The sequence below is a fragment of the Psychrobacillus soli genome, from assembly GCF_006861775.1.
Lineage (GTDB): Bacteria > Bacillota > Bacilli > Bacillales_A > Planococcaceae > Psychrobacillus > Psychrobacillus soli.
The window spans coordinates 39,240-54,725 of sequence record NZ_VDGG01000013.1; the positions used below are offsets into that span (position 1 = coordinate 39,240).

The following is a 15,486-nucleotide window of genomic DNA, read 5'->3' on the forward strand; positions in this document are numbered from 1 at the left end:
TGTATTTACGCTTTTCCGAGTAAATCATCTAGATTTGCAGCAAGTAAATTGATCGCATTTCCACGATGAGAAATGGCACCTTTTTCTTCCGCAGATAGTTCCGCCATCATTTTGTTTTCGGAAGGAACAAAAAAGATCGGATCGTATCCAAATCCATTCGTACCTTTTCTTTCTTGTGCAATAATGCCTTCACATGTGCCTCTTACAGTAAATGGCTCTCTCGTCGGTGAAGCTACGGCTATCGCGCAAACGAATCTCGCACTTCTTTCTGATTCTTTGACGTCTTTAAGCTCTTCTAGCACTTTATCGATATTTGCCTCATCACTTTTCTCTTCCCCCGCATACCTAGCAGAATAGATGCCTGGGCGACCGTCTAGTGCATCAATTTCAAGTCCGCTATCATCTGCAATGACCATTGTTTGTAAATGATTAGCAAGTGCAGTAGCTTTTAATACAGCATTTTCTTCAAAAGTTGCTCCTGTTTCTTCTACATCCATATCATCCGCTACATCTTGGAGCGTTAGTACCTCATATCCAAGTGGGCCAAATAGTGCTTCAAAATCTTTTGCTTTTCCTTTATTTTTCGTTGCAATAATTATTTTTTTCATACAGTTTCAGGACCTCCCTCGCCAATTTTAGTTGCTAATTCGCCTAATGCTGCATGTTGTACATCCATTAATTGTTTAATTCCTATATCACCGAAATCTAATAGCTCTAATAATTGTTTCTTAGAGAAGGTCGCTTCTTCCCCTGTACCTTGAAGCTCTACGTACTCTCCACCGCTCGTTTGTACAATATTCATATCGACAGCCGCTGCGGAATCCTCTTCATAATTTAAATCCAATACGACTCCACCGTCTTCCAGTATTCCTACACTCGTTGCAGCTAAATATTCCCGCACCGGAAAATGGGATAATTGTTTTCGATCATATAATTTTCCGAGCGCAATCGTTAATGCCACAAATGCTCCCGTAATACTTGCAGTTCGTGTACCTCCATCAGCCTGAATAACATCACAATCGATCCAAATCGTTTTTTCTCCGATTACTTCTAAATCGACAACGGAGCGAAGTGCTCGTCCAATTAGACGTTGAATTTCCATCGTACGCCCAGTTACTTTTCCTTTAGATGATTCTCTTTGTGTGCGGGATTCGGTTGCGCGTGGCAACATAGAATACTCTGCGGTAATCCATCCTTTACCTTGTCCTCTTAAAAACGGCGGTACGCGATCTTCAATCGTCGCATTACAAATAACCTTCGTTTGTCCAACTGTTATTAATACAGAGCCTTCCGGATGGATTAAATAATCCGTTTCTATTTTTACATCTCTTAGTTGGTTTACTTTTCTTCCATCAGTTCTAATCATAAATTTCTCCTTTTAACTATTTAATCATGCAAAAGAAGACCCCGTTATTTAATGTTTCTTAAGCTAACAGGGTCATTTGAATGAAATTGTTCGTACATCTGCATTCGGTAACTCTAACCATTTTCCCACAATTGTTTTAAAGATTGGCACAGAGCCAGTCGTATAAAAAATAGGTGTTTTTTTCGCTTTTATCGGATGGTGCATTTCATGATAATTTAAATACTCGATTACATCTTGGGCTGTTTCTTCAGCAGAGGAAAGTACTTTTACATTTTCTCCTACTGCCTCTTCAATATACTTTTGTAATAATGGATAATGTGTACATCCGAGAATGACTGTATCAAATTGTTCGTTTTTTAATGGTAATAATGTTTCCATTACCATATTTCTTGCAAATTCGCCTTCATATTCATTACTTTCAACAAGTGGAACGAACGTCGGGCAAGCAAGCGGAATAACTTTACTCGACGTATTTAAAGCGGCAATCGCTTTTTCGTATGCTCCACTGTTAATCGTACCGCTTGTACCTAGCACTACGATTTCATTTTTCTTTGTAGCTTTTATCGCAGCCCTTGCTCCTGGAAAAACAACACCAATTACAGGGAAAGGCATTTTTTTGTTTAATGAATTAAGTGCTACTGCAGTTGCTGTATTACAAGCAATAACAAGCATTTTTATATTCATTTTAGCAAGCGTCGTTGCGAGTTGCCACGTAAATTTCCGCACTTCTTCGCTTGACCTTGGCCCGTAAGGACATCTAGCTGTGTCTCCAATATAAATAATTTCTTCATTAGGTAAATGTCGCATAATTTCTTTTGCAACTGTCAATCCACCTACTCCAGAGTCTATAACACCGATTGGGGCTTTCACGTTAATTCCTCAGTTCTTTTTCATCTCTTGATGTAATTTTTCTAATAAAATCGATAAATTTTCTACTTGTATTTCGTCAAATTGACCGAGGATTTCTTTTAAATATTGTTGTCTTTTATCAATAACCTCTTCAATAATACGTTCACCTTCTGCTAATAAATGAATACGCACAACGCGTCGATCTTGCTCATCTCTAATTCGTTGAACAAGTTCACTTCTTTCCATACGATCGATTAAATCAGTCGTTGTACTAAAAGCTAAATACATTTTATTGGAAAGATCACCGATTGTCATGTCTCCAAGCTCTAGAAGCCACTGTAGGGCCACAAACTGCGGTGGTGTTATTGTATAGGCATTTAAAATTTGACGGCCTCTTTGTTTGATTATACCCGATATATGTCGGAGTTCTTTTTCTAAAAAAGCAACATCTTCTTGATTATGTTCTATACTTCTTATTTCATCTGCCATGTAATCCTTCACTCCTCAAAACAATTCTTCTTATTTATTATTGTGACGTGTTCTGAGGAAAATGGCAAGGATTCAAGTTAATTCAACGATAATTCACCTAGTCTTAATAGTTCCACAATTGCTTGTGATCGGCCAGATACTCCCAATTTTTGTATCGTATTAGATATGTGATTTCTTACTGTTTTTTCACTAATAGATAACTGAATTGAAATTTCTTTTGTAGAATTATCTTCTACTAATAACTGAAAAATTTGACGTTCTCTGTTCGTCAATATTGATCGATGCGAATTGTTATCGTACAATGCCTTAGCCCCCTATCCACTCTCCTACTAACGTATGTAGCACCGGGATGGTAGGTGACGGCTAGTTAGCACTGTTTTTGAAAAACTTCTCGTTCTTCCTCATTCCATTTGGAGGCTTTCCCTGTTTTTTTGTCAATTTGCACGACAGAACCCCTACCAGTAAAGACAATTTCGCCTTTTTCGTTCTTAGCCATGTAATGCATATCTACGGACGAAGAACCGATCGTACTCGCTTTTACATAAATCCGTAGCTTTTCGTCAAAGAAGACTTGTTTTATATAATCGCATTGTAAATCCGCGACTACTGGAATTTTTTCGCCTCTTGGATTCAGCCAGTCATTCATGAGTTTGATATGTTTAAAATACTCGATACGTGCATATTCAAAATAAGCAAAGGTTACTGTGTTATTCAAATGTCCATACATATCCGTTTCCGAAAAACGTACACTTACTTCCGAATAAAATGAAAATCCTTGTTCCCAACTCGCAGCATCTTCTATGTAACTAGCTCGCATAAAAAACATTCCCCCTAAATGAATATTTATTCATTTATTGTAACAGAGAAACAAAAAATCTGCATAGAACATTAAATTCTACGCAGATTTTTTTCATTTTATTAGTCAACCATATGGTCGCTTCCGAAGAAGTTTTTGAACATTTGAACTGTTGTATCACGGTTTAATGCAGCAATAGAAGTTGTTAACGGAATACCTTTTGGACATGCAACAACACAGTTTTGTGCGTTACCGCAGTTTGCAAGGCCTCCGTCTCCCATAATTGCGTTTAAACGTTCATCTTTATTCATCGAACCAGTTGGATGCGCGTTAAATAGACGTACTTGTGAAAGTGGAGCAGGTCCCATGAAGGATGCGCCGCTATTTACGTTTGGACATGCTTCCAAACAAACACCACAAGTCATACATTTAGATAATTCATAAGCCCATTGGCGTTTACGTTCTGGCATACGTGGTCCTTCACCAAGATCGTATGATCCATCGATCGGAACCCATGCTTTAACTTTTTTCAATGAGTCAAACATACGAGTTCTGTCTACTTGAAGGTCACGAACTACAGGGAAAGTTCTCATTGGTGCTAATTGAATTGGTTGCGTCAATTGATCAATTAATGCAGAACAAGATTGACGTGGTTTACCATTAATAACCATCGAACAAGCTCCACACACTTCTTCTAAACAACTCATATCCCATGCTACTGGAGTCGTCGCTTTTCCGTCTGCATTGACAGGATTTTGACGAATTTCCATTAGCGCTGAAATAACGTTCATATTAGGACGATAATTTACTTCGAACTTTTCCCAATATGGAGTAGATTCTGGTGTATCTTGACGAAAAATTTCAATTTGTACTTTTTTTGTTTCGGTTGCAGTTACCATGATTAGTTTTCTCCTTTCGTAGAATAATCACGTTTACGAGGCGGAACAAGCGATACATCGATTTCTTCGTAATGAATGATTGGAGCTCCAGTTGCTGTATCAAATTTCGCCATTGTTGTTTTCATGAATTCTTCATCATTACGCTCTGGGAAATCTGGTTTGTAATGCGCTCCACGGCTTTCGTTACGTTGAAGTGCACCTATAGTAATAACACGCGCTAAATATAACATATTTTTTAATTGACGAGTAAACGATGCGCCTTGGTTAGACCATTTTTGCGTATCATCCATATTAATGTTTTCATATCTCTCAAGTAACTCTTGAATTTTCTTATCCGTAGCTTCAAGTCTATCGTTATAACGAACTACAGTTACGTTATCCGTCATTAACTCACCTAGTTCTTTATGAATTAAGTAAGCATTTTCAGTACCCTTCATCGCGAGCGTCTTGTCCCACTTCTCTTGCTCAAGTTTCACTTCAGCTTCAAAGATAGCATCGTCCATATCAATCGCATGAGTTTTTAAATGACTCATATATTTAACTGCATTTGGACCAGAAACGCTTCCGCCGAATACAGCAGAAAGTAATGAGTTTGCCCCTAAACGGTTCGCACCATGTTGAGAGTAATCACATTCACCTGCTGCAAATAATCCAGGGATGTTCGTCATTTGATCTTCATCAACCCAAAGTCCGCCCATTGAATAGTGAACAGCCGGGAAAATTTTCATCGGAACTTTACGAGGATCATCTCCAGTAAACTTCTCATAAATTTCAATAATTCCACCAAGTTTAATGTCCAGTTCATGCGGATCTTTGTGAGAAAGATCAAGATACACCATGTTTTCTCCATTAATACCAAGTTTTTGGTTAACACATACGTCGAAAATTTCACGCGTTGCAATATCACGTGGAACTAAGTTACCGTATGCAGGATATTTTTCTTCTAGGAAGTACCAAGGTTTTCCGTCTTTGTATGTCCAAATACGTCCACCTTCACCACGCGCTGATTCTGACATTAAGCGTAATTTATCGTCACCAGGTATTGCAGTTGGGTGAATTTGAATAAATTCTCCATTTGCATAATATGCACCTTGTTGATAAACGATAGAAGCCGCGGAACCAGTATTAATAATCGAGTTAGTCGTTTTTCCGAAAATAATTCCAGGTCCACCAGTAGCCATAATTACTGCATCCCCACGGAAAGCACGAATTTCCATTGTTTTAAGGTTTTGTGCTTTAATACCGCGACAAACACCTTCACTATCTTTTATTATTCCAAGGAATTCCCATCCTTCGAATTTCGTTACAAGACCATCTACTTCAAAACGACGCACTTGTTCGTCCAAAGCATATAGAAGTTGTTGACCAGTCGTCGCACCAGAAAATGCTGTACGGTGCATTAATGTACCACCGAAACGACGGAAATCTAATAATCCTTCTGGTGTACGGTTGAACATAACACCCATACGGTCAAACAAGCTAATAATTCCAGGAGCAGCATCAGTCATTGCTTTTACTGGTTTCTGGTTTGCTAAGAAGTCTCCACCATATACAGTATCATCTAAGTGAACTGCCGGTGAGTCGCCTTCCCCTTTTGTATTTACAGCCCCGTTAATACCGCCTTGTGCACAAACAGAGTGTGAGCGTTTTACAGGAACTAATGAAAATAGATCTACGTGCGTGCCATCTTCGGCTGCTTTCATTGTTGCCATCAATCCAGCTAAACCGCCGCCGACAACAATAAGTTTACTTTTTGCCATGCTATTCTCACTCCTCGATTTTATGGTAGTTGAATGTATTAAAAGTTCTTATACGAATGCTAAAAGAGCTTGTACACCAACTACAGATAATGCTAAGAAGATTACTAATGTTACATATGTAGCAATTCGTTGTGATTGTGGAGATTGTGTAATTCCCCAACTAACTAAGAATGACCAAATACCGTTAGCTAAGTGGAATGTTGCCGCAATAACCCCAACGATGTAAAAACCTAACATCCACGGATTTGATAAAATCTCAGCCATCATGTTAAAATTAACTTCTTTCGCACCAATCGCAGCTTGAAACCTTGTCTCAAAAACATGCCATACGATGAATACGACAAGAAAAATCCCAGTAAATCGTTGTAAAATGAATAAATAGTTTCGTAGTGTTCCAAAATTCTTTGGATTGTTTTTAGCGGTAAATGCAATATATATACCGTAAAAAGCATGGAACATTAAAGGTAAAAAAATGATGAAAATCTCAAGTAAAATAACAAATGGAAGACTTGCCATGAAACCAGACGCTTTATTAAAAGCTTCTTCTCCTCTAGTAGCAAAATGGTTTACTACTAAGTGTTGCGCCAAAAACAAACCTACCGGAATAATTCCCAAAAGAGAATGTAAGCGGCGCCAATAAAATTCGCGTTCTTTCGACAAAACAGTTACCCCCCTCAAATTTACATTTGCTTGATATGAAAACTATTGTAAAAGAATAAAGAATTCATATCTAGTTTACATCATCATGTTACAAATTTATGACATATCCATTGTACTCTCATCATTTTAGAGCGTCAAGGTATCTTTAGACTTTTCAATAATCTTCTAGGTTCATTTTCAAATAATGATTCGTTTATTTTTTCACAAACTATTCCAATACCAACAAGAAAATATTTATGATAAAATAGACGAGGACAAACGATATTTACTTTTTGAAAGAAGGGTTGCTACTTGAATGATAAGGAACATTCACATGTAACTTCCTTTGGATATGAATTACTAAGAGACCACGTGCTTGCTTCTATTCTCGGAAAACATGAAAAAGATATTTTATATTGGGCTGGAAAAGACCTCGCCCGTAAGTTTCCACTTTACTCAATGGAAGAAGCCGTTACTTTCTTCCAAGAAGCGGGCTGGGGAACACTTGAATTAGAGAAAACAACAAAAGATTCTGCATTTTATACTTTACATACGTTCAATTTACCGCAAAGCGGGATATCGAGAAGCCACCGATTAGAAGCAGGCTTTTTAGCCGAGCAACAACAGAAAATTGGCGGTTACTTATCCGAGTGTTATGATGAACAAACGAAAAAAAATGGAATTATTTCGTTTCATGTTAAATGGGATGTAAAAGCTACAAAGTAAGCATTGTATGGCTGTTAAAGCCGTTCAATGTTTTTTTATTGTTCTAAATACGATTTACAATGAATGCTGATAAGCAATGTGCGTAGAATACGCTCTATGTGCAATATTCTAGTGCATTAATAGTACATGGATTATACGGCACATTACAGGGATACTGCGCATTACGGAGTATCCGCTTTATTTATCTAGAGTAGGATGTCAATTAATAATTGCACAACATATCAAGCGTTACTCGCAACATTGCGGTTCAATTGCGCAACATTCATACATAATGCTTCGCAATCATTGGTGTTTCAATTCAAGTAAACTTGTTATTTTAAGAAATGGTTGCTTTCACTAGTAATTTGGTTGCTCTCGGATTTGATTTGATTGCTTTCCGAGTTGAACTNCCCTAATCCATTTACTGGATTCACATATTCGAAAAAACTGTATAAAATTTTGTTTTTAGCGAGTCGATGCTGATTAAATAGCAATTTTCTTTGATTTTCGGTGCAGGCGGCGGGGATGGCTCATCGCTCACCCGGTGGAAAGCGTCCGATTGTAGCGAAAATAACAGCGGTCATCTGATAAAGCTTTGTACAACGCATTATTCCCATTTTGCCCAACTTAAACAAGGGACATAACAGTGTTACGACCCTTGTTTTAATTGCTTGTTCAGTTATTGCTTAATTGCCAAGTCAAATTCATCATGTAATGCATTGGCAGCTGGAATCATGTCAGCTTGAGGGATAACAACCGAGACTTTTATCTCAGATGTACTTACCATTTTCACTGGAATATTTTCTTTACGTAGTCGATCGAACATTTGTGCAGCAACGCCAGGATTAGAAACCATACCTGAACCAACAATGGAAACTTTCGCTAATCCTACCTCAAAATCCGCAAAAGTAAAACCGAGCGTTTTTTTATGCGTTTCTAAAACCGTAATCGCTTCTGCTAATGATTCTTTTTTTATAGAGAACGAAACAGCAGGTCTTACGCCATCCACAATGGATTGAACAATAATATCTACATTGATATGGTTGTTTGCTAGAGTTGTAAAAATCGATGCCAATGATCCATTAAACGGCACATCATACTCAATTGTTAATCGCACTATATCCGATTCAAATGCTACTCCACGTACTACTAAATTATTTTCCACATCTACTTCCTCCTTCAAAATCGTTCCTTCATTTTCTACATAACTTGAACGTACTCTAAGTGGGATTTTATAGTTTTTTGCGAACTCTACTGCTCGGGGATGAAGTATTCCAGCTCCCAAATTAGCAAGTTCAAGCATTTCATCGTATTCCAATTGCTCTAGCTTACGAGCGTTTGTTACGTACCTTGGATCTGAGGTAAATACGCCTTCTACATCCGTGTATATATCACAAATATCCGCTTCGATTGCTACGGCAATTGCAACAGCAGTCGTATCCGAACCACCTCTACCTAAAGTTGTGATTTCCCCACTGTTTGAAATTCCTTGGAAACCAGCGACTATAACGACTTTATCCTCGTTTAATAAATTACTAATGTTTGAACCATCCAATTTCTCCACTCTTGCATTTTTATGTACATTATCTGTCACTAGGCCAGCCTGCCAACCCGTAAGAGAAACTGCGTTTAATCCTAATGCATTTAATTGAATGGCTAGTAACGCCATTGTCACTTGTTCTCCGGTTGATAGTAGCATGTCCATTTCACGTTTGGATGGATTTTCCGTTATTTCATTTGCCAAATTGACCAATTCATCCGTCGCTTTTCCCATCGCTGAGACGACAACTACGATATCATGTCCTTTTTCTTTTTCCCTACTGATTCTTTTTGCTACGTTTGCAATTTTTTCGGTAGTCCCTACAGAAGTACCGCCGAACTTCATCACAATTTTACTCATGCATATCTGCTCCCTTGTTTGTCTGTTAGGATAAAAAAATGCTTTTCACATATTGTGAAAAGCATTGTCTCATACACGGTCAATAAATGTCCATGTGAGATAGCCCTCCAGAATACTGAATTCTGACAATCCTACATTTATTCAATGCAGAACCAACCTAGAATAGGAAAAGCTATTCTACGTTTCGGCGAATGACCCTTTCCATTAGCGATAATCGGATCTTTTCACCCTGTCGCTAAGTACTCTTGTCAGTTCGCACCTCTATCTTCACTTTGTAATAGTGAATATTAAATTGTTATTACCATAACACAAGAAGATTCAGAAGACAATTACTTTTTCTGAAAATGGTCCATCATTAAGTCCGCTAACTTACTAGAAAGCCCTGCTTCTATAAATTCTTCCTTCGTCGCAGCTTGCATTTTCTTAATTGATCCGAAATGCTTTAGTAATAATTTTTTCCGCTTTGGACCGATTCCTTCTACCCCGTCTAAAGAAGAAGCAATCGTATGTTTACCTCTTTGTTGGCGATGGAATGTAATAGCAAATCGGTGGACTTCATCTTGAATACGCTGCAACAAGTAAAAAGCTTCACTCGTTCGTTTCATCGGAATTACTTCGATTGGATTTCCATATAAAAGTTGAGACGTTTGATGCTTCCCATCTTTTGCAAGACCAGCAATCGGTATATCTAAACCTAACTCATCTTCTAAAATTTCGCGAGCTGCTTCTATCTGTCCTTTTCCTCCATCAATAATGATTAAATCTGGTAAAGGTAGATTTTCTTTTAATGCACGTGTGTACCTTCTGCGGACAACTTCCCGCATTGCACCATAATCATCATGTTTGGCAGCAGTTTTCGTTTTATATTTTCGGTAATCTTTTTTAAATGCTTTTCCATCCACAAAAACAACCATAGCAGAAACCGCGTCTGTTCCATGGATATGGGAGTTATCAAAAGCTTCCATGCGACTTGGTGTTGCGATGCCCATTAAATTTCCTAATTCTTCAACAGCGCCGATTGTACGCTCTTCTTGTCTTTCGATTAAATGGAATTTTTCACTTAGTGCCAGCACTGCATTTTTTTCGGCAAGTTCGACTAAGTTTTTTTTCAATCCTCTTTGTGGTGTAATTACTTTCATTTCCAATAATTCGGACGCTAACTCGAGGTCTGTATTTGGTGGAACGTACACTTCTTTTGGCTTAATATGTTCCTGTTTTGCATAAAACTGCCCTAAAAACGTTAAAAACTCTTCTTCAGGATCACGGTATAAAGGAAACAAAGAGACATCTCTTTCGATTAGTTTTCCTTGTCTGATAAAGAAAACTTGGACACACATCCAACCTTTATCCACGGTATAACCAAATATATCTCGGCTCGTAAAATCATTAATCGTAATTTTTTGTTTTTCCATGATCATTTCGATATTCGAAATTTGATCTCGATATTCTTTTGCCCGTTCAAATTCTAGATCCGCTGCGGCCTCTTGCATTTTCTGAGATAAGTCTTTTTTTACTTGGGCATAACCACCGTTTAAAAAACTTGTAATTTCGTCGGTCATTTTTTTATACGTGGAATCTTCAATTTCCTTTACACAAGGAGCAAGACATTGCCCTAAATGATAATACAAGCATACGCGATCTGGTAATTTCCCACATTTTCTTAGTGGGTAAATTCGATCTAATAATTTTTTCGTTTCATTCGCTGCATGAGCATTTGGGTATGGACCAAAATATTTTCCTTTGTCTTTTTTTACTTGTCTTGTAATGATTAACTTTGGATTTTTTTCGGCTGTAATTTTAATGTATGGATACGTTTTATCGTCTTTTAACATGATATTGTATTTGGGGTCATGTTTTTTTATGAGATGCAGCTCCAGAATAAGCGCTTCTATTTCGGACGATGTAACGATATATTCAAAATCAACTATTTCTTGCACTAATCTTTGCGTTTTCCCATCGTGTGATCCTGTAAAATAGGAACGAACACGATTTTTTAATATTTTCGCTTTGCCAACATAAATAATCGTTCCTTGTCGATCTTTCATCAAATAGCAACCAGGATCCTCTGGTAAGATTGCACACTTTCGCTCTATCAAATCATTCATGTTATCACCTGTTTAAAAAAACCGGGCACCCTAGCGGACCCGGTTTTATATTATGCGTTTTTTTCTACAAATTGTACTAATGCTTCTTTTGGTTGGAAACCAACAGCTTTGTCTACTGGTTGACCATCCTTAAATAATACTAGCGTTGGGATAGACATAATACCAAATTGACTAGCAGTTGCTTGGTTTTCATCTACATCTACTTTTACGATTTTTACTTTATCGCTCATTTCAGCGTCCATTTCTTCTAGTACAGGAGCAATCATTTTACAAGGACCACACCATGTTGCCCAAAAATCTACTAATACTAATCCTTCCTCAATTTCTTGTGAGAAAGTCTGATCTGTTCCGTGAACTATTGCCATTAAAAAATTCCTCCTTTGGTTAACTATAACTAGATTATAGCAGACTCATAATGCTACATCTACATATTAGCTTACAAGTAAAAGCTCGGCTCTAAAAATGAGCCGAGTCCTTGTTAGGCATTTACTTTTAGTTGTTTAAATTCTTCCGTAAGCAGTGGGATAACTTCAAATAAATCCCCAACGATTCCGTAGTCTGCCACTTTGAAAATATTTGCTTCTGGATCTTTGTTGATCGCTACAATAATTTTCGAGTTCGACATACCAGCTAAATGTTGAATCGCTCCGGAAATACCTGCTGCAATATAAAGATCTGGCGTTACAACTTTACCAGTTTGTCCAATTTGAAGAGAATAATCACAGTAATCAGCATCACATGCACCACGAGAAGCTCCAACCGCTCCACCTAATACGTCCGCAAGCTCTTTTAAAGGAGCAAAACCTTCTTCACTTTTCACACCACGACCACCAGCGATAACTACTTTTGCTTCAGATAAATCTACACCTTCAGAAGATTTACGAACTACTTCTTTAATAATTGTGCGAAGGTTTGTAATATCTACTGATAGTGAAGAGACATCCGCAACTTTACTTGCCTCTTTTGCAAGTGGTGCGATATTGTTTGGGCGAATCGTTATGAATTCAATACCATCTTTTACTTTCACTTTTTCGAAAGCTTTACCAGAGTAAATTGGGCGGATGTAAACTGCCGCCTCGCCTTCTCCTTCAATAGATGTTACATCAGATACTAGTCCAATCTGTAATTTACTTGCAATTTTTGGTGAAATATCTTTCCCTAAAGCGGTATGTCCGAATACGATTGCTTCTGGATCCTCTTGTTCAATTACAGCAAGCAATGCTTGTCCATAACCGTCGGATGTATATTGTTTTAAATGTGGATGCTCAACCGTAATTACACGATCTGCACCATATTTTCCAAGTTCCGATGCTAGATCTTTCACTGAATCTCCTAATAGAACGCTAACTACTTCTCCGCCATTTGAAATTTGTTTTCCAGCAGCGATTGCTTCATAAGAGACATTACGTAGAGCACCTTCACGCGCCTCCGCAAGTACTAATACTTTTTTAGACATATTCTTTTCCCCCTAGTTTAAGTTAATATTCGAATCAATTACGCCTCGGCGTAATTGCGTCCAGATTTTGAATTGCGCTTGCGCAATTAACTCCCTTCAAAATCTGTGACATCCGCCGGAGGCTTAATTTGAATCAGCGGTTATTATTTGCGACGAGCTTGCGCAGGTGCAGTGAGTTTGTACTTCCTCTGATTCAAGTTAAACGACTTTTGCTTCCGAATGTAGTAAGTGAACTAACTCTTTCACTTGATCAGCTAGCTCGCCTTCTAATACTTTTCCCGCTTCCTTTTTAGGAGGTAAATAAATTTCTAGTGTTTCTATTTTCGCTTCTACATCATCTTCATCTATATCTAAATCATCTAGTTCAACTTCATCTAATGGTTTTTTCTTTGCTTTCATAATGCCAGGTAGAGAAGGGTAGCGTGGTTCATTTAACCCTTGTTGTGCTGTAACTAAAAGTGGTAAAGATGTTTCAAGGATTTCCGTATCCCCTTCCACGTCACGTTTGATCGTTACAGTTGTTCCATCAATTTCAAGATTTGTAATTGTAGTAACGTAATTAATGCCTAAAGCTTCCGCAACGCGTGGTCCAACTTGTCCAGATCCACCATCAATTGCAACATTACCAGCCAATATTAAATCAGCATTTTTATCTTTTAAGTATTCCGAAATGATATAAGCAGCTGTAAACTGATCCATTTCCTCTACATCATCTTCTATATTAATAAGTACGGCTTTGTCAGCTCCCATTGCAAGTGCTGTACGAAGTTGTTTTTCCGCATCTTCCCCGCCCATTGTAAGAACTGTTACTTCTCCACCTTGTGCGTCGCGAACTTGAATTGCTTCCTCAATCGCATATTCGTCGTAAGGATTGATGATGAATTCTGCTCCATCTTCTTGGATTTTACCGCCACTTACTACGATTTTTTCTTCTGTATCAAATGTGCGTTTCACTAAAACATAAATGTTCATTTAGTTATCCTCCCCTAGCTTAATAATTACTTGCCTTTAAAAACAGGTTCTCTTTTTTCTAAAAATGCAGAAATTCCTTCTTTTGCATCGTCTGAAACAAAAACGCTTCCAAAAATATTTGCTTCTGCTCGAACACCTTCATAATAAGAGGCTGGTTTTATATATTGGAGCATTTCTAAGGCTGCTTTTACAGCAATCGGGCTTTTCTTTGCAATCTTAACTGCAAGTTCTTGTGCACGACTAAATAACTCTTCTTCCGGATATGCGTGATTGGCTAGGCCAATTTTAGCTGCTTCTGTTCCACTGATTGGATCGCTCGTTAACAGCAATTCTGCCGCTTTCGCAAATCCAACATACCGCGGAAGTCGCTGAGTTCCAGCAAAACCAGGTATTAAACCTAATTGTAGTTCTGGAAGCCCCAGTTTAGCATTTTCCGAAACAAGACGTATATGACAGCTCATCGCTAATTCTAGACCGCCACCAAGTGCAGCTCCATGAATTGCAGCGATAACCGGTTTCGGAAATCGTTCCAGTCTTTCGAAAATCACTTGTCCACTTTCTGCCAATTCAGAAAATTCTTCCCCTGTAGAAACGGAAGTAAATTCTTTAATATCTGCACCAGCAGAAAAGAATCTTCCTTCTCCTTTAAGTAACAGAACACGAACAGCATCATCATTTTCAAATGCATCTAAAAGATCATTAATCTCTAAAATTACCCCTCTTGCAAGCGCATTTGCTGGTGGACGATTTAGTGTAACAGTAGCTACACCACCTTCAATTTCCCATGACAAAAATCCCATTCAATCACTTCCCCTTTGTTATGCTTTTATAGCATTCAATAATAGACGATGTACTTTTGGGGTCAAGTCTACAAGATTATATTTATACTCGTTCATGACCCAAGTAGTTGTCGTCTCATCTATTGTACCAAAAATCATTTGTCTTGCTAAACGAATATCTATTATTTGCTCAAATTCTCCATTTTCAATACCTTCCCTTAAAATGGAATCTAGTAATATTAAGTAATTTTTTAATATGGTATTAATACGGAGACGTAGGGCCAAATTTGACTGTCTCAATTCTAACTGAGTAACAGTTGCTAAATGATGGTCACTTGCCAGTACACTAAAATGATTTTCGATCATTTTAAATAATTTCTCAGAAGCGCTAGCATCTATTTCAATTATTTGTTGTAAATTTTCTACGAAAACCTCCATTTTTTCTTCAAATACGGAGATTAAAATGTCTTCTTTGTTTTTAAAATACAAATAAATTGTTCCATCTGCTACGCCAGCCTGTTTCGCAATTTTAGAAACTTGTGACTGATGATAACCATTTTCTGCAATTACAATAATGGCTGCATCTATAATTTGCTTATATTTTGGTTTGTCCTTTTTCAATGAATTCACCACCAATTAATCAAGTACGCGAAAGGCCCTTACTAATTCAACTTAAGCTTGTAACTATGGTTGAACAAAGTAAAAATATGAATGACTATTCATTCATATTTTTATATTATATTTAATTTTCAGTATTGTCAACATACAAAT

Annotated in this window: 17 protein-coding genes and 1 riboswitch; of the genes, 1 reads left to right on the forward strand and 16 read right to left on the reverse strand. The window is 37.6% G+C overall.

The features are described 5' to 3' along the window. Positions 1-5 precede the first annotated feature (5 nt). The 9 genes from FG383_RS07660 to FG383_RS07700 all read right to left on the reverse strand — a co-directional run bounded on the left by FG383_RS07660 (position 6) and on the right by FG383_RS07700 (position 6,819). A complete protein-coding gene (locus FG383_RS07660) occupies positions 6-608 on the reverse strand; it encodes an XTP/dITP diphosphatase (RefSeq protein ID WP_142606566.1) in 603 nt (200 codons plus the stop codon). Continuing rightward, entirely contained in the window at positions 605-1,366 is a 762-nt protein-coding gene (gene rph / locus FG383_RS07665; RefSeq protein ID WP_142606568.1) for a ribonuclease PH, read from the reverse strand. The genes FG383_RS07660 and rph overlap by 4 nt, the downstream gene beginning before the upstream one ends. 72 nt (positions 1,367-1,438) lie before the next feature. Continuing rightward, complete coding sequence (gene racE / locus FG383_RS07670) at positions 1,439-2,236, reverse strand: glutamate racemase (RefSeq protein WP_142606570.1); 798 nt, start codon at positions 2,234-2,236, stop codon at positions 1,439-1,441. A gap of 9 nt (positions 2,237-2,245) precedes the next feature. Next, the gene (locus tag FG383_RS07675; RefSeq protein ID WP_142606572.1) at positions 2,246-2,704 is read right to left on the reverse strand and encodes a MarR family winged helix-turn-helix transcriptional regulator; all 459 of its coding nucleotides are present in this window, start codon (positions 2,702-2,704) and stop codon (positions 2,246-2,248) included. A gap of 77 nt (positions 2,705-2,781) precedes the next feature. After that, positions 2,782-3,006 carry a helix-turn-helix domain-containing protein gene (locus FG383_RS07680; RefSeq protein WP_142606574.1) on the reverse strand — a complete coding sequence of 75 codons (225 nt, stop codon included), beginning with the start codon at positions 3,004-3,006 and terminating at the stop codon, positions 2,782-2,784. A gap of 65 nt (positions 3,007-3,071) precedes the next feature. Beyond that, positions 3,072-3,521: an acyl-CoA thioesterase gene (locus FG383_RS07685; protein WP_142606576.1), complete on the reverse strand. Its 450-nt coding sequence runs from the start codon at positions 3,519-3,521 to the stop codon at positions 3,072-3,074. Positions 3,522-3,622: 101 nt separating this feature from the next. Next, positions 3,623-4,399 carry a succinate dehydrogenase iron-sulfur subunit gene (gene sdhB / locus FG383_RS07690; protein WP_142606578.1) on the reverse strand — a complete coding sequence of 259 codons (777 nt, stop codon included), beginning with the start codon at positions 4,397-4,399 and terminating at the stop codon, positions 3,623-3,625. Between the two features lie 2 nt (positions 4,400-4,401). Further along, positions 4,402-6,159 carry a succinate dehydrogenase flavoprotein subunit gene (gene sdhA, locus FG383_RS07695; RefSeq protein ID WP_142606580.1) on the reverse strand — a complete coding sequence of 586 codons (1,758 nt, stop codon included), beginning with the start codon at positions 6,157-6,159 and terminating at the stop codon, positions 4,402-4,404. A gap of 48 nt (positions 6,160-6,207) precedes the next feature. Beyond that, positions 6,208-6,819, reverse strand: coding sequence for a succinate dehydrogenase cytochrome b558 subunit (locus FG383_RS07700; RefSeq protein WP_142606582.1), 612 nt, complete (start codon positions 6,817-6,819; stop codon positions 6,208-6,210). A 291-nt stretch (positions 6,820-7,110) separates the two neighbouring features. Between FG383_RS07700 and FG383_RS07705 the strand changes: the two genes are divergently transcribed. Next, entirely contained in the window at positions 7,111-7,524 is a 414-nt protein-coding gene (locus tag FG383_RS07705) for a YslB family protein (RefSeq protein WP_142606584.1), read from the forward strand. A 658-nt stretch (positions 7,525-8,182) separates the two neighbouring features. On the opposite strand, the gene FG383_RS07710 is transcribed toward FG383_RS07705, so the two are convergent. The 7 genes from FG383_RS07710 to FG383_RS07740 all read right to left on the reverse strand — a co-directional run bounded on the left by FG383_RS07710 (position 8,183) and on the right by FG383_RS07740 (position 15,336). Continuing rightward, complete coding sequence (locus FG383_RS07710) at positions 8,183-9,403, reverse strand: aspartate kinase (RefSeq protein ID WP_142606586.1); 1,221 nt, start codon at positions 9,401-9,403, stop codon at positions 8,183-8,185. Positions 9,404-9,495: 92 nt separating this feature from the next. Further along, a riboswitch (Lysine riboswitch) is annotated at positions 9,496-9,675 on the reverse strand. A 57-nt stretch (positions 9,676-9,732) separates the two neighbouring features. After that, positions 9,733-11,508: an excinuclease ABC subunit UvrC gene (gene uvrC, locus FG383_RS07715; protein WP_142606588.1), complete on the reverse strand. Its 1,776-nt coding sequence runs from the start codon at positions 11,506-11,508 to the stop codon at positions 9,733-9,735. A 50-nt stretch (positions 11,509-11,558) separates the two neighbouring features. Beyond that, positions 11,559-11,873, reverse strand: coding sequence for a thioredoxin (gene trxA / locus FG383_RS07720; protein WP_093266742.1), 315 nt, complete (start codon positions 11,871-11,873; stop codon positions 11,559-11,561). A gap of 113 nt (positions 11,874-11,986) precedes the next feature. Next, positions 11,987-12,964 carry an electron transfer flavoprotein subunit alpha/FixB family protein gene (locus tag FG383_RS07725; RefSeq protein ID WP_142606589.1) on the reverse strand — a complete coding sequence of 326 codons (978 nt, stop codon included), beginning with the start codon at positions 12,962-12,964 and terminating at the stop codon, positions 11,987-11,989. 198 nt (positions 12,965-13,162) lie between these two features. Continuing rightward, the gene (locus FG383_RS07730) at positions 13,163-13,936 is read right to left on the reverse strand and encodes an electron transfer flavoprotein subunit beta/FixA family protein (protein ID WP_142606591.1); all 774 of its coding nucleotides are present in this window, start codon (positions 13,934-13,936) and stop codon (positions 13,163-13,165) included. Positions 13,937-13,962: 26 nt separating this feature from the next. Further along, positions 13,963-14,736: an enoyl-CoA hydratase gene (locus FG383_RS07735; protein ID WP_142606593.1), complete on the reverse strand. Its 774-nt coding sequence runs from the start codon at positions 14,734-14,736 to the stop codon at positions 13,963-13,965. Positions 14,737-14,754: 18 nt separating this feature from the next. Then, positions 14,755-15,336: a fatty acid metabolism transcriptional regulator FadR gene (locus FG383_RS07740; RefSeq protein WP_142606595.1), complete on the reverse strand. Its 582-nt coding sequence runs from the start codon at positions 15,334-15,336 to the stop codon at positions 14,755-14,757. Positions 15,337-15,486: the final 150 nt, after the last annotated feature.